Origin of the sequence: Polynucleobacter sphagniphilus (assembly GCF_029892205.1) — a bacterium.
In the GTDB taxonomy this organism is placed as follows: Bacteria; Pseudomonadota; Gammaproteobacteria; order Burkholderiales; family Burkholderiaceae; genus Polynucleobacter; species Polynucleobacter sphagniphilus.
Genome location: NZ_JARXVX010000004.1, coordinates 24,820 through 38,096 on the forward strand (window position 1 = coordinate 24,820; position 13,277 = coordinate 38,096).

Genomic DNA, 13,277 nt, shown 5'->3' on the forward strand with positions numbered 1-13,277 from the left:
CCCTAATCAAGGCGCTTTTGATTATTGGGGTTGCATTTGCCCTGATGTTTACCCTCCTGCTTGGGTATGCTTTTTTAATCGCCAAACCAAATTTGCCCAAGATTTCTGCTTTGGTGGATTACAACCCCAAAACCCCCTTACGTATTTATACGGCCGATAAGGTCTTAATTGGCGAGTTTGGCGAAGAGCGCCGCAAAGTCATTCCCTTGAATGAAATTCCCGTGATCATGCGCAATGCAGTGATTGCTACCGAGGATGATCGCTTCTATTCGCATGGTGGCGTTGATTACATTGGTGTTTTAAGGGCAGGCGTAGCTAATTTGCGGGGTCATTTAGCCCAGGGCGCATCAACTATCACAATGCAAGTGGCGCGTAATTTCTTTCTCAGCAATGAAAAAACCTTTAGCCGCAAAATCTATGAAATCCTCTTGGCCTGGGAAATCGAATCAGAGCTCAGTAAAGACAAGATTCTTGAGATTTATATGAATCAAATATTTTTGGGACAAAGGGCGTTTGGATTTGCCAGCGCCGCTCAGATTTACTTCGGAATTAATTTAAAAGATATTTCCATTGCCCAGGCAGCCATGTTGGCGGGTTTACCAAAGGCACCATCTGCATACAACCCTGTTACCAATTATCGTCGTGCCAAAATTCGCCAAGAATATATCCTGCAGCGTATGTATGAGCTTGGGTACATTACCCAAGAACAGTACCTCAAAGCGAAAACAGAAGAATTGCATATTCGGGGTTTAGGCAACGAGTTCAGCACACGTGCAGACTTTCCGGCAGAGATGGTGCGCCAATTGCTATTTAGTCAATATGGTGAGGCAATCTATTCGCAAGGTATCGATGTTTACACAACCATTCTGAAGGCAGATCAAGACGCGGCATATAAAGCGGTGCGTCGCGGAATTTTTGAGTATGACTTGCGTCATGCCTATCGCGGTCCTGAGGGCTTTATTAATTTGCCGGAGGATCCGGTAAAGCGTCAACGCGCAATTGATGAGGCTTTGCTTGCATATCCACAATTAGATGATCTTCAGTCCGGGGTAGTACTTGAAGCTAAATCTAAAGAGATGCAAGTGATGATCTCAACTGGGGATGTCATCACACTGAAAGGGGATGCATTGCGATTGGCTAGCGCATCTCTAACGGATAACGCCCAACCTAAAAAACGTTTACGTCCAGGTGCAGTAGTGCGATTGTTGGAGGTTGAGTCTGGTGTTTGGAAATTGGCCCAGTTACCCCAGGTAGAGGCTGCTTTTGTATCGGTTAATGCAGATAATGGCGCAATTCTCTCTTTGGTTGGTGGTTTTGATTTCCGTCGCAATCAATTTAATCATGTCACGCAAGCACTGCGTCAGCCAGGCTCCTCATTTAAGCCATTTATTTATTCCGCTGCGATGGAGAAGGGCTTCTCTCCAAGCACGATGGTTAATGATGCCCCCCTTTCTATTGGTAGTATGGAGACTGGAAGCTCCTCATGGGAGCCTAAAAATTACGATGGTAAATATGACGGCATGATGCGCTTGCGTACTGCGCTTGCGAAATCCAAGAATTTAGTCTCCGTTCGCTTGATTCGTGCAATTGGCCCTTCTTATGCGCAAGACTTTATTCAGCGCTTTGGCTTTGATCCTGAAAAGCATCCGCCATATCTCACTATGGCATTGGGCGCGGGATCGGTTACACCATTGCAAATGGCAACCGCTTACAGTGTTTTTGCCAATGGAGGATATCGAATAGATCCTTACTTGATTGAAAAAATGGTGGACTCTAAAGGCAATGTTTTATTTGAAGCCAAACCAGTGCGCGTGGGTGAAGATGCGCCGCGGGTATTAGATGCACGAACCGCATTTGTGATGGATAGTATGTTGCAGGAAGTTACTAAAACCGGAACGGCAGCGAGTGCGCGGGCAAAATTAGGGCGTAGTGATATTGCCGGAAAAACTGGTACAACCAATGACTCCCATGATGCTTGGTTTGCGGGCTACAACCCAAAAGTAGTTGCTATTGCTTGGATTGGCTTTGATAAACCGGAGAGTCTAGGCGATCACGAAACAGGTGGAGGATTGGCATTGCCAATGTGGATTTCTTATATGGGTACTGCATTAAAAGGTGTGCCACAAATTTCACGTGAAGCTCCTGCAGGAGTGTCTCAACTTGATGGTGATTGGTATATTCCAGAGTTTGCGCCCAATGGTGGTGTGCGCGAACTGCAATAGTTCGTATTTCCAATGGCACGGCAAGCGCGCACTGTCATTCCTGGCCAAGCAATGCATGTCATGGTTCGTGGCAACAACCGTGAAATACTCTTCTTTAAAGATGCCGATCGCAAGATCTATCTAGATTGGTTGAGAGAGGCTGCGCAACAATTTGCTTGTTCCGTTCATGCATTTGCCTTGATGCCCAATCATGTGCATTTATTGCTTACACCTCAAAATGAAGATTCCCTGGCAAAGACAATGCAGTCCTTGGGTAGGCGTTACGTCCAATACTTCAATCAGCAGCATCATCGTTCAGGCACTATTTGGGAAGGTCGTTATCGATCCTCTTTGGTTGACCCGGACTATTTTTTGCGCTGTCAGCGGTATATTGAGCTAAACCCGGTGCGGGCCGGATTTGAATCAGCACCGCAAGATTCTGGATGGACTAGTTTCGCAAATCATATTGGCCGCAATTCAGATCGATGGCTGGTTGATCATGAACATTTCTGGAAATTAGGCAATACGCCTTTTGAGAGGCAAATGGCGTGGGCTACTTTTGTAAAAGAGGGATCCCCCCATTGGGAGGATCGTCAGATTACTGAGGCCCTTATTCGGTCAAAGCCTTGGGTAAGTGACATTTATGCAAAAAAGCTCTTCAAGGATAAGCCGGAGTTAGCGCTGATTCGACATCGTGGCCGCCCTCGAAAATAATTGTTTAAATACAATCACTTGGAAATTTATTTGCCATCATGATGGGGTCTCTTTGAATGATTCATCATTCACTCTGTCCCCATTTATGAAATTCATTTTGGTGCGGATGTATTTTAAATGGGACAGAGTCATTTAATTTCTATTGCATCAGTATGGGTATTCACCTATATTAGATCTTCCAAAAGTAATTAGGCCAATGTCGCCACACGGAAATACTATGAATACACAAATGAATTCACAACTTCGTCCAATCGCTCAGGGCCTTTATGACCCGCAAAATGAGCATGATGCATGCGGCGTTGGATTTGTAGCGCACATCAAGGGTAAAAAATCCCATGAGATTGTTGCTCAAGGTTTAAAAATTCTTGAGAACTTAGATCATCGGGGAGCAGTTGGCGCTGATGCATTGATGGGGGATGGCGCTGGTATCTTGATTCAGATTCCAGATAAGTTGTACCGTGAAGAAATGGCTAAGCAAGGAATCACACTCCCACCATTTGGTGAATACGGCGTGGGGATGATTTTCTTACCTAAGGAGCATGCTTCCCGTTTGGCTTGCGAGCAAGAATTAGAGCGTACAGTTCGCCTGGAGGGGCAAGTGGTATTGGGATGGAGAGATGTTCCGGTAGATGTAAAGCTACCCATGTCTCCAACAGTACGTATGACCGAGCCATTTATTCGTCAGATCTTTATTGGGCGTGGCCGTGACATCATGACAACTGATGCTTTAGAGCGCAAGTTGTATGTCATTCGTAAAACAGCAAGTCATGCTATTCAAGACTTACATTTGAAGCATGGCAAGGAGTACTTTGTTGCTTCAATGTCTGCGCGTACGATTGTGTATAAAGGTTTGCTCTTGGCAAACCAAGTCGGCGCTTACTATGACGACTTACAAGATTCGCGTACCGTTTCTGCGCTTGCTTTGGTACACCAACGCTTTTCAACAAATACATTCCCTGCCTGGGAGTTAGCGCATCCATATCGAATGATTGCGCATAACGGTGAGATTAATACTGTCAAGGGCAACGTCAATTGGGTCAATGCTCGTGAAGGTGCGATTAGTTCGCCAGTATTGGGTGATGACCTGAAAAAACTGTGGCCCTTAATTTATCCTGGCCAATCAGACACAGCTTGTTTTGATAACTGCCTTGAATTATTGGTAATGTCTGGCTATCCACTTGCACAAGCCATGATGATGATGATTCCTGAGGCATGGGAACAGCATGCCTTAATGGACGATAACCGTCGTGCCTTCTATGAATATCATGCGGCCATGATGGAGCCATGGGATGGCCCTGCTGCAATGGCATTTACTGATGGTCGTCAAATTGGCGCGACCCTGGATCGCAATGGTTTAAGACCTGCTCGCTACTATGTGACTGATGATGATTTGGTCATCATGGCATCTGAGGCGGGCGTACTGCCGATTCCTGAAAGCAAAATCGTTCAAAAATGGCGCTTGCAACCTGGCAAGATGTTCATGATCGACATGGAACAGGGCCGTATTATTGATGACGTCGAATTGAAGAATGCAGTCTCAAAAGCCAAGCCATATAAGAGCTGGATTGATGCAGTCAGAGTAAAGCTCGATGAGGTGGATGCAAGCAAGGCAGACCTGATTGATGAAAAAACCAATATTCGTCCAGCGGCTAAATTGCTAGATCGCCAACAAGCTTTTGGATATACCCAGGAAGACATCAAGTTCTTGATGGCACCAATGGCCATGAATGGTGAGGAGGCGATTGGTTCGATGGGTAATGACAGCCCATTAGCTGTCCTTTCTAACAAGAATAAGCCGCTTTATAACTATTTCAAGCAATTGTTTGCGCAGGTAACCAATCCTCCGATTGATCCGATTCGCGAAAACATGGTCATGTCTTTGGTCTCGTTTATTGGGCCCAAACCTAATTTGCTCGATACCAACAATATCAACCCTCCAATGCGCTTGGAAGTAAGCCAGCCAATTTTGGATTTTGATGACATTACAAAAATTCGTCACATTGGTCATTACACCAACGGTAAATTCCGCTCATACGAGCTCGATATTTGCTATCCAGCAGCATGGGGTAAAGCGGGTATCGAGGCGCGCTTAGCTTCTTTATGTGCACAAGCTGCCGATGCAGTGCGTTCCGGTTACAACATTTTGATCGTCAGCGATCGTCAAGTCGATCGAGAGCATGTTGCAATTCCGGCATTACTGGCAACTTCTGCGATTCATCAGCACTTGGTACAAAAAGGCTTGCGAACCAATGTTGGCTTGGTGGTGGAAACTGGTAGCGCACGTGAAACGCATCACTTCGCATTGCTTGCTGGTTATGGCGCTGAAGCCGTGCATCCTTACCTCGCCATGGAAACATTGGCTGAGATGGCTAAGGGCTTGCCTGGTGATTTATCGCCAGAAAAAGCAGTCAAGAATTTTGTCAAAGCGATTGGCAAGGGTCTGCAAAAAGTCATGTCAAAGATGGGTATCTCGACTTACATGTCTTATACCGGCTCACAAATTTTTGAGGCGATTGGTTTAAATCGCGATGTGATTGATCAGTACTTCACCGGTACTCCTTCTAACGTTGGTGGTATTGGTGTATTTGAAGTGGCTGAAGAAGCGTTGCGTATGCACACTTCAGCATTTAGTGATGATCCAGTTTTAGAGGACATGCTCGATGCTGGAGGCGAATACGCCTTCCGTATTCGTGGTGAAAATCATATGTGGACTCCAGATACGATTGCCAAGCTGCAGCACTCTACTCGCATGGGTTCAGATAAAGGCTATCAGACCTATAAAGAGTATGCCAATCTGATTAATGACCAAACCAAGCGTCAAATGACTTTGCGTGGTTTGTTTGAGTTCAAGATCGAGCCAAGTAAAGCAATTCCTTTGGATGAGGTTGAGTCTGCCAAAGAAATCGTCAAACGTTTTGCAACCGGTGCGATGTCATTGGGTTCAATTTCAACTGAGGCACACGCTACCTTAGCTATCGCTATGAACCGTATTGGCGGTAAGTCGAATACAGGTGAGGGTGGTGAAGATCCGCATCGTTATGTTAATGAGCTCAAAGGCATTCCGATTAAGAAGGGTGAAACGTTAGCTAGCATCTTGGGTGATGATGTTGTTGAAGCAAATATACCTTTGCTCGACGGCGACTCCTTGCGCTCCAAAATTAAGCAGGTCGCATCTGGACGTTTTGGTGTGACTACTGAGTACTTGCGTTCTGCTGATCAGATTCAGATTAAGATGGCTCAAGGCGCTAAGCCTGGAGAAGGTGGTCAGCTACCTGGCGGTAAAGTTTCCGATTACATTGGTAAATTACGTTTCTCAGTTCCGGGAGTGGGCTTAATTTCTCCTCCTCCGCATCATGATATTTACTCGATTGAAGACATTGCTCAATTGATTCATGATCTTAAGAACGTCAATCCTGCGGCAGACGTTTCAGTTAAGCTTGTATCTGAAGTGGGTGTTGGCACCATTGCTGCTGGTGTTGCAAAGGCAAAAGCGGATCATGTGGTGATTGCTGGTCATGACGGTGGAACAGGGGCGTCGCCTTTGTCCTCCATCAAGCATGCTGGTTCACCATGGGAATTGGGTCTAGCTGAAACACAGCAAACTTTGGTTCTTAATGGTTTGCGTAGCCGTATTCGTGTGCAGGCCGATGGTCAAATGAAGACCGGTCGTGATGTGGTGATTGGTGCCTTATTGGGCGCTGATGAGTTTGGATTTGCCACAGCACCTTTGGTCGTTGAGGGTTGCATCATGATGCGCAAGTGTCATTTAAATACATGCCCGGTTGGCGTTGCTACACAAGATCCAGAGCTGCGCAAAAAATTCTCTGGTAAGCCAGAGCACGTAGTGAATTTCTTCTTCTTCATTGCTGAAGAGGTACGCGAGATCATGGCGCAATTGGGTATTCGTAAATTTGATGACTTAATTGGGCGCGTTGATTTGCTCGATACCCGCAAAGGTATTGAGAACTGGAAAGTACATGGCTTAGATTTCAGCAAAATTTTTGCAGCACCTCAAGTTGCAAGTGATGCTCCGCGTTATCAAATTTTGACCCAGGATCACGGTCTAGGAAACGCCCTAGACAATATCTTGATCGAGAAAAGTGAGCCTGCTTTAGAGCGTGGCGAAAAGGTCTCGTTCATTGTTCCTGTAAAGAATGTGAATCGCACTGTAGGCGCTATGCTTTCAGGAGAGCTTGCTCAGCGTTATGGCCATGCAGGTTTACCTGATGACACGATTCATATTCAATTGAATGGCACGGCTGGACAAAGCTTTGCTGCCTTCTTGGCGCGTGGCATCACCTTAGATTTGGTGGGCGACGGCAATGACTATGTCGGCAAAGGTTTGTCTGGTGGCCGTGTGATTGTGCGTGCCCCTCACGAATTCCGTGGTGACACTGCTCAGAACATTATTGTTGGCAATACTGTTCTCTATGGAGCCATCAGTGGAGAAGCCTTCTTCAATGGCGTTGCTGGCGAGCGTTTTGCTGTTCGTAACTCTGGCGCCACTACAGTTGTTGAAGGTACTGGTGATCATGGTTGCGAATACATGACCGGCGGCACGGTAGTAGTTCTTGGTGCAACAGGTCGTAACTTTGCTGCAGGTATGAGCGGCGGTATTGCTTATGTCTATGACGAAGATGGCTTATTCGCTAAACGCTGCAATACCAGTATGGCCACACTTGAAAAAGTATTGCCATCAGCCGAGCAAATCGCCAAGGTTCCTCAATCTGAGTGGCACGCTCCGCTTGATGTGAAAGATGGTGGTGAGCGCTTAACTGATGAGCAAATTTTGAAGAGCTTGATTGAGCGTCATTTCCGTCACACTGGTTCTGAGCGTGCCAAAGCCTTGCTGGCCGATTGGGAAAATGCACGTAGCCGCTTTGTAAAGGTATTGCCAACTGAGTACAAGCGCGCCTTGGGTGAGTTGTGGGAAAAAGCCCAAAACAAAACCGTTGCTGCTTAATCAATATAAATAGTAAAAAGATACTGAGGATTCGATATGGGTAAGGTCACTGGATTTATGGATTTCGAGCGCGTCGAAGAAACATACGAAGCGCCCGTAAAACGTCTCCATCATTACAAAGAATTTGTTGCTGCTTTAAGCGATGATGAAGCCAAGATACAGGGTGCGCGCTGTATGGACTGCGGTATTCCATTTTGTAATAGCGGCTGCCCTGTCAATAACATCATCCCTGATTTCAATGACTTAGTATTCCAGAGTGATTGGAAACAAGCGTTAGAGGTTTTGCAATCTACCAATAACTTCCCTGAATTTACTGGCCGCATTTGCCCCGCACCATGCGAAGCTGCATGTACCTTAGGTATTAACAGTGCGCCCGTAGGTATTAAGTCAATCGAGCACGCAATTATCGATAAGGGCTGGGAAAATGGTTGGGTAAAACCGCAGCCGCCCAAATCTAAAACAGGCAAAAAGGTTGCAGTTGTGGGTGGTGGCCCTGCCGGTATGGCCGCAGCTCAGCAGTTAGCCCGTGTGGGTCATGATGTCACTGTGTATGAAAAGAACGATCGTGTTGGCGGACTATTGCGCTACGGTATTCCAGATTTCAAGATGGAAAAATGGTTAATTGATCGTCGCGTAGAACAAATGCAGGCAGAGGGTGTCAAATTTGAGACCGGTGTATTTGTTGGTAAAGAAGCTCTGACTGCAGAAGTAAAGAATTATTCAAGCAAGACAGTAACGCCAGAGCAATTGATGAAAGATTTTGATGCAGTAGTCATTAGTGGTGGCGCTGAGCAGCCTCGTGACTTACCAGTGCCAGGTCGTGAATTAGCGGGCGTGCATTATGCCTTGGAATTTTTGATTCCACAAAATAAAGAGAATGCTGGTGACTTTAAGAATGAAATTTCTGCTGCTGGCAAGCATGTAGTGGTAATTGGTGGTGGTGACACTGGCTCTGACTGTGTTGGTACCTCTAATCGCCATGGTGCAGCAAGCATTACCCAGTTTGAATTATTGCCACAGCCACCAGAGCAAGAAAATAAACCATTGGTATGGCCATATTGGCCGACTAAATTGCGCACCTCCTCTTCTCATGAAGAAGGTTGCGAGCGCGATTGGTCTGTTGCAACTAAGCGCTTTGAAGGCAAAAACGGCAAACTCGAGAAATTAATTGGTGTGCGTTTGGAGTGGAAAGACGGCAAGATGTCAGAAGTGCCAAATTCTGAATTTGAGATTAAGGCAGATTTGGTTTTCTTGGCCATGGGTTTTGTATCCCCAGCACAGCAAGTATTAAACGCATTTGGTGTTGAGAAAGACGCTCGTGGTAACGCAAAGGCTACGGTGGATGGTTCTGATGCTTATCAAACAAATGTTCCAAAGGTATTTGCTGCTGGCGATATGCGCCGCGGACAATCATTGGTAGTTTGGGCGATTCGTGAAGGGCGTCAATGTGCTCAGGCAGTAGATGAGTATTTAATGGGGTCTTCCGTTTTACCCCGATAATGTCGGGAATATGAACGCTGCCCAGCCTAATCCTTTGAATACCCATTTAAGCGCGCAAGAAAAAGTAGAAGGCGAAGTTGTTGTCTCGATAAAGGACGTCAACTTTTCCTATGCACCTGGTGAGCGGCAAATCTTGATGGGACTCAAGATGGAGTTCCGTCGCGGCCAGGTGGTAGCTGTCATGGGTGGATCAGGTTGTGGCAAAACCACGATTCTGCGATTGATTGGTGGTCAGGTAGCAGCCCAGTCAGGGCAGGTTTTGTTTGAGGGTCAAGATATTGGCCGCATGAACTCAGCTCAACTCATGCAGGCAAGACGCCGCATGGGCATGCTTTTTCAGTTCGGCGCTTTATTTACAGATCTCAGTGTTTTTGAGAATGTGGCCTTTCCATTGCGTGAACATACCAATCTGAGCGAAGATCTATTGAGATCTTTGGTTTTAATGAAATTAAATGCAGTGGGTTTGCGCGGTGCTCGTGATCTCATGCCCTCACAAATATCTGGCGGTATGGCACGGCGAGTTGCTCTGGCCCGCGCAATAGCGCTCGATCCGCCGCTGATCATGTATGACGAGCCATTTGCTGGCTTAGATCCAATCTCTTTGGGGATTACCGCTAGGCTGATTCGCGATCTCAATAATGCACTTGGCGCTACCAGCCTATTGGTTACACACGACGTCGAAGAGACTTTTGAAATTGCAGACTATGTTTATTTCATTGCTGATGGGCGTATTGCTGCAGAAGGCACGCCGGCTGATTTAAATCGTTCTACCGATCCATTTGTGCGCCAGTTTTTAGATGCCGCACCAGATGGTCCAGTGCCATTTCATTATCCAGGACAAGCTCTGGAAGATGATTTTGGAGTGAGGACCTCATGACTCTATTTCATGGGTTACTTGATCTATTTGGCGATCTTGGATTTTTTATTCGACGCAACCTGACTAGCCTTGGTTTGGCAACCCGAATGTTTGCGGCTGTGATTTGGCGCTCCCGTTTTTTGCTTAAAAGGCCGCGCTTAGTTTCAGATCAAATCTTATTTGTTGGTAATCATTCTTTTGTAATTATTGCGGTTTCAGGGCTGTTTGTAGGTTTCGTATTGGGCTTACAGGGTTACTACACCTTAAATCGCTATGGCTCTGAGCAGGCACTGGGTTTATTGGTTGCCCTTTCTTTAACGCGTGAATTAGGTCCTGTAATTACAGCGTTGTTGTTTGCGGGCCGTGCCGGTACTTCCTTAACCGCTGAAATCGGACTCATGAAAGCGGGCGAGCAATTAAGCGCGATGGATATGATGGCGGTCGACCCATTAAGTCGTGTCATTGCACCCCGTTTATGGGCAGGAATCATTGCTATGCCTATTTTGGCGACTATTTTTACAGCGGTCGGCATTTTGGGCGGGTATTTGGTGGGTGTGCCTTTAATTGGAGTTGACTCTGGGGCTTTTTGGTCTCAAATGCAGGGTGGGGTAGACCTCTTTTCTGATATCGGCAATGGCTTGATTAAAAGTATGGTGTTTGGTGTAGCCGTAACCTTTATTGCTTTATATCAGGGTTACGAAGCCAAACCGACCCCTGAAGGGGTCTCACAAGCGACTACACGTACTGTAGTTATTTCTTCTTTAACAGTCTTGGCTTTGGATTTCTTGCTGACTGCCATGATGTTTTCAAATTAGAAAGATAAACTGGGGCTCTTATGAGAAAAAGCGCGATTGATATTTGGGTGGGCATTTTTGTTGCCATTGGCTTATTGGCGGCATTGTTCCTCGCCCTCAAAGTTGGCAATATGAATGCAGTGTCCTTTGCGCCAACCTATACGATTTCTGCGCGCTTTGACAATATTGGCGGGCTAAAACCACGTGCACCGGTCAAAAGTGCTGGTGTAGTGGTAGGTCGCATCTCGAGCATTTCATTTGATGACAAAACCTATCAAGCCACTGTAGCAATGACTATAGAAGATGCATATCAGTTTCCTGTCGATTCATCAGCAAAAATTCTCACATCTGGATTGCTTGGTGAGCAATATATTGGGCTTGAAGCAGGTGGGTCTGACACGATGCTCGCCAATGGGGGTAAGCTGACTCAAACACAATCAGCGATTGTTCTGGAGAACCTGATTAGTCAATTTTTGTATAACAAGGCAGCCGATAGTGGACAAGAAAGGGCGGCAGCAAAATGAGTTTGTTGAGTGCAAAGCTGAAACAGCTAATTCTGCTTGGCTTAGCCTCTTTACTAGTTGCTTGCGCATCGATTCCCGCTGGGGTTGAACCATCCCCCAATGATCCATGGGAGCCCTTTAATAGATCAGTGTTTGAATTTAATGAAGGTTTAGATGCATATCTACTAAAGCCGGTTGTTGCTGGCTATCGCTTTGTCTTGCCTGAGTTTGTGCGCGAGGGGATTTATAACTTCTTTAGTAACTACAACGATATTTACACGGCCTTAAATAACCTCTTGCAGGGTAAGCCTGATTACGCTGCTAGCGATTTAATGCGCGTTGTCGTCAATACCACCTTTGGTTTGGGTGGATTGATTGATATGGCAACTCCAGGCGGCTTGGAAAAACATAAAGAAGACTGGGGTCAGACCTTTGGTGTGTGGGGTGTTCCTTCTGGACCTTACGTAGTCTTACCTTTCTTTGGCCCAAGTTCAGTGAGGGACACTTTTGGAACAGTTGCTGACCTAGAGTCCGACTATCTCTTTAAATATGTAAAAAATATTGGTGTGCGTAATAGCGTTACCGGCCTTCGCGTTGTAAATACTCGCAATACCTATTACGAGGCTGGTGATTTGCTAGATGGCGCAGCAATTGATAAATACAGCTTTATGCGAGATGCTTATATTCAGAGGCGTGAGTATCAGATTCATGAGGGACGCGAAGATGAAGGGCCTTTGATGCCCGTGTATGAAAATGGTTATGAATAATCAACCTTTAGGCATCTTAAAATGAATCTGACATCACAATTAGCTGGAACTTGAACATATGAAAACGAGAATACTCAAAGCGTGGTTTTCCGTATTTGCTGCCGGCTTATTCTTGGTGGGCACCAGCTTATTTGCCCAGACGCCGGATCAATCTACTCCAGATGGTCTGATTAAATCGGTGGTCTCGGATGTCATGACTTCTGTGAAGTCTGATCCTGAGATACAAAAAGGAAATATTCCCCGTGTGGTTGATTTGGTGGACAAGAAAATTGTTCCGTACACCGACATGCGCCGCACTACTGAGATGGCAATGGGCCCAAACTGGAAAAAAGCAACCCCTGAACAGCAGACCCAATTGGTATCCGAATTCCGAACATTGCTGATTCGCACATACTCGGGTGCATTAAGCCAATTACGTGATCAGACAGTTCAATATAAGGCATTGCGCGCCAGCCCCGATGATCAAGAGGTGGTTGTAAAGACGGTAGTGCTGGGGCGTGGCGATCCAGTACCTTTGGACTATCGCATGGAAAAAACACCTACTGGGTGGAAAGTCTATGATATGAACATTATGGGCGTCTGGTTGGTTGAGGCATATCGCAATCAGTTTGCAAATCAAATTAGCCAGAATGGTATTGAAGGGCTCATCAAATTTTTGCAAGAGCGCAATAAGCAATTGGCAACAGCTAAGCCAAGCAATTAATCCGAAATCTTCAATCATGCCTTTTCTTTTGCCTTCTACGGTTACTCATGAAACTGCTCTTCATTTAGAGAAAGAGGGCTTATTGAATTTGCCGGCACTGGCAACGGTGGATTGTTCTCATTTGAATAATTTTGATTCTTCAGTTTTAACCGTCTTAATCTCTTGGCAAACGAGATTGAGAGCCAAACATCAGCAGCTTCTTATTACTAATGTCCCGGAAAAATTGAGGGTGTTGGCTGGTGTATACGGCATTTCGACTTTGTTGGGTTTGTAAGT

10 protein-coding genes are annotated in these 13,277 nt (G+C 45.9%); all 10 read left to right on the forward strand.

Annotated elements, in window-relative coordinates:
• Window positions 1–44 precede the first annotated feature (44 nt).
• Window positions 45–2,222, forward strand: a complete 2,178-nt coding sequence (locus tag M2125_RS08980) for a penicillin-binding protein 1A (RefSeq protein ID WP_233126763.1) — start codon at window positions 45–47, stop codon at window positions 2,220–2,222.
• 12 nt (window positions 2,223–2,234) lie between these two features.
• Window positions 2,235–2,915: a transposase gene (locus tag M2125_RS08985; RefSeq protein ID WP_076024571.1), complete on the forward strand. Its 681-nt coding sequence runs from the start codon at window positions 2,235–2,237 to the stop codon at window positions 2,913–2,915.
• 229 nt (window positions 2,916–3,144) lie between these two features.
• Complete coding sequence (locus tag M2125_RS08990; protein ID WP_425334242.1) at window positions 3,145–7,878, forward strand: glutamate synthase-related protein; 4,734 nt, start codon at window positions 3,145–3,147, stop codon at window positions 7,876–7,878.
• Between the two features lie 36 nt (window positions 7,879–7,914).
• Window positions 7,915–9,378 carry a glutamate synthase subunit beta gene (locus tag M2125_RS08995; protein ID WP_277542555.1) on the forward strand — a complete coding sequence of 488 codons (1,464 nt, stop codon included), beginning with the start codon at window positions 7,915–7,917 and terminating at the stop codon, window positions 9,376–9,378.
• 10 nt (window positions 9,379–9,388) lie between these two features.
• Window positions 9,389–10,255 (forward strand): ABC transporter ATP-binding protein, encoded by an 867-nt coding sequence (locus M2125_RS09000; protein WP_198929326.1) that lies wholly within the window; start codon window positions 9,389–9,391, stop codon window positions 10,253–10,255.
• Window positions 10,252–11,049 carry a lipid asymmetry maintenance ABC transporter permease subunit MlaE gene (mlaE, locus tag M2125_RS09005; RefSeq protein ID WP_076024574.1) on the forward strand — a complete coding sequence of 266 codons (798 nt, stop codon included), beginning with the start codon at window positions 10,252–10,254 and terminating at the stop codon, window positions 11,047–11,049. Before M2125_RS09000 ends, mlaE begins: the two co-directional genes overlap by 4 nt.
• Window positions 11,050–11,069: 20 nt before the next feature.
• Complete coding sequence (gene mlaD / locus M2125_RS09010; protein ID WP_076024575.1) at window positions 11,070–11,552, forward strand: outer membrane lipid asymmetry maintenance protein MlaD; 483 nt, start codon at window positions 11,070–11,072, stop codon at window positions 11,550–11,552.
• Window positions 11,549–12,298, forward strand: a complete 750-nt coding sequence (locus M2125_RS09015) for an MlaA family lipoprotein (protein ID WP_280742853.1) — start codon at window positions 11,549–11,551, stop codon at window positions 12,296–12,298. The genes mlaD and M2125_RS09015 overlap by 4 nt, the downstream gene beginning before the upstream one ends.
• Window positions 12,299–12,356: 58 nt before the next feature.
• Entirely contained in the window at window positions 12,357–13,001 is a 645-nt protein-coding gene (locus M2125_RS09020; RefSeq protein ID WP_083657589.1) for an MlaC/ttg2D family ABC transporter substrate-binding protein, read from the forward strand.
• Window positions 12,928–13,275 carry an STAS domain-containing protein gene (locus M2125_RS09025; RefSeq protein ID WP_338130197.1) on the forward strand — a complete coding sequence of 116 codons (348 nt, stop codon included), beginning with the start codon at window positions 12,928–12,930 and terminating at the stop codon, window positions 13,273–13,275. Before M2125_RS09020 ends, M2125_RS09025 begins: the two co-directional genes overlap by 74 nt.
• Window positions 13,276–13,277 lie beyond the last annotated feature (2 nt).

Excerpts from the sequence above, each read along its gene's own strand:
- mlaE (WP_076024574.1), top strand. The coding sequence starts at position 10,252 with ATGACTCTATTTCATGGGTTACTTGATCTATTTGGCGATCTTGGATTT.
- M2125_RS08980 (WP_233126763.1), top strand. The coding sequence starts at position 45 with ATGTTTACCCTCCTGCTTGGGTATGCTTTTTTAATCGCCAAACCAAAT.
- M2125_RS09025 (WP_338130197.1), top strand. The coding sequence starts at position 12,928 with ATGGTATTGAAGGGCTCATCAAATTTTTGCAAGAGCGCAATAAGCAAT.
- M2125_RS09020 (WP_083657589.1), top strand. The coding sequence starts at position 12,357 with ATGAAAACGAGAATACTCAAAGCGTGGTTTTCCGTATTTGCTGCCGGC.
- M2125_RS09015 (WP_280742853.1), top strand. The coding sequence starts at position 11,549 with ATGAGTTTGTTGAGTGCAAAGCTGAAACAGCTAATTCTGCTTGGCTTA.
- mlaD (WP_076024575.1), top strand. The coding sequence starts at position 11,070 with ATGAGAAAAAGCGCGATTGATATTTGGGTGGGCATTTTTGTTGCCATT.
- M2125_RS08995 (WP_277542555.1), top strand. The coding sequence starts at position 7,915 with ATGGGTAAGGTCACTGGATTTATGGATTTCGAGCGCGTCGAAGAAACA.
- M2125_RS08990 (WP_425334242.1), top strand. The coding sequence starts at position 3,145 with ATGAATTCACAACTTCGTCCAATCGCTCAGGGCCTTTATGACCCGCAA.
- M2125_RS08985 (WP_076024571.1), top strand. The coding sequence starts at position 2,235 with ATGGCACGGCAAGCGCGCACTGTCATTCCTGGCCAAGCAATGCATGTC.
- M2125_RS09000 (WP_198929326.1), top strand. The coding sequence starts at position 9,389 with ATGAACGCTGCCCAGCCTAATCCTTTGAATACCCATTTAAGCGCGCAA.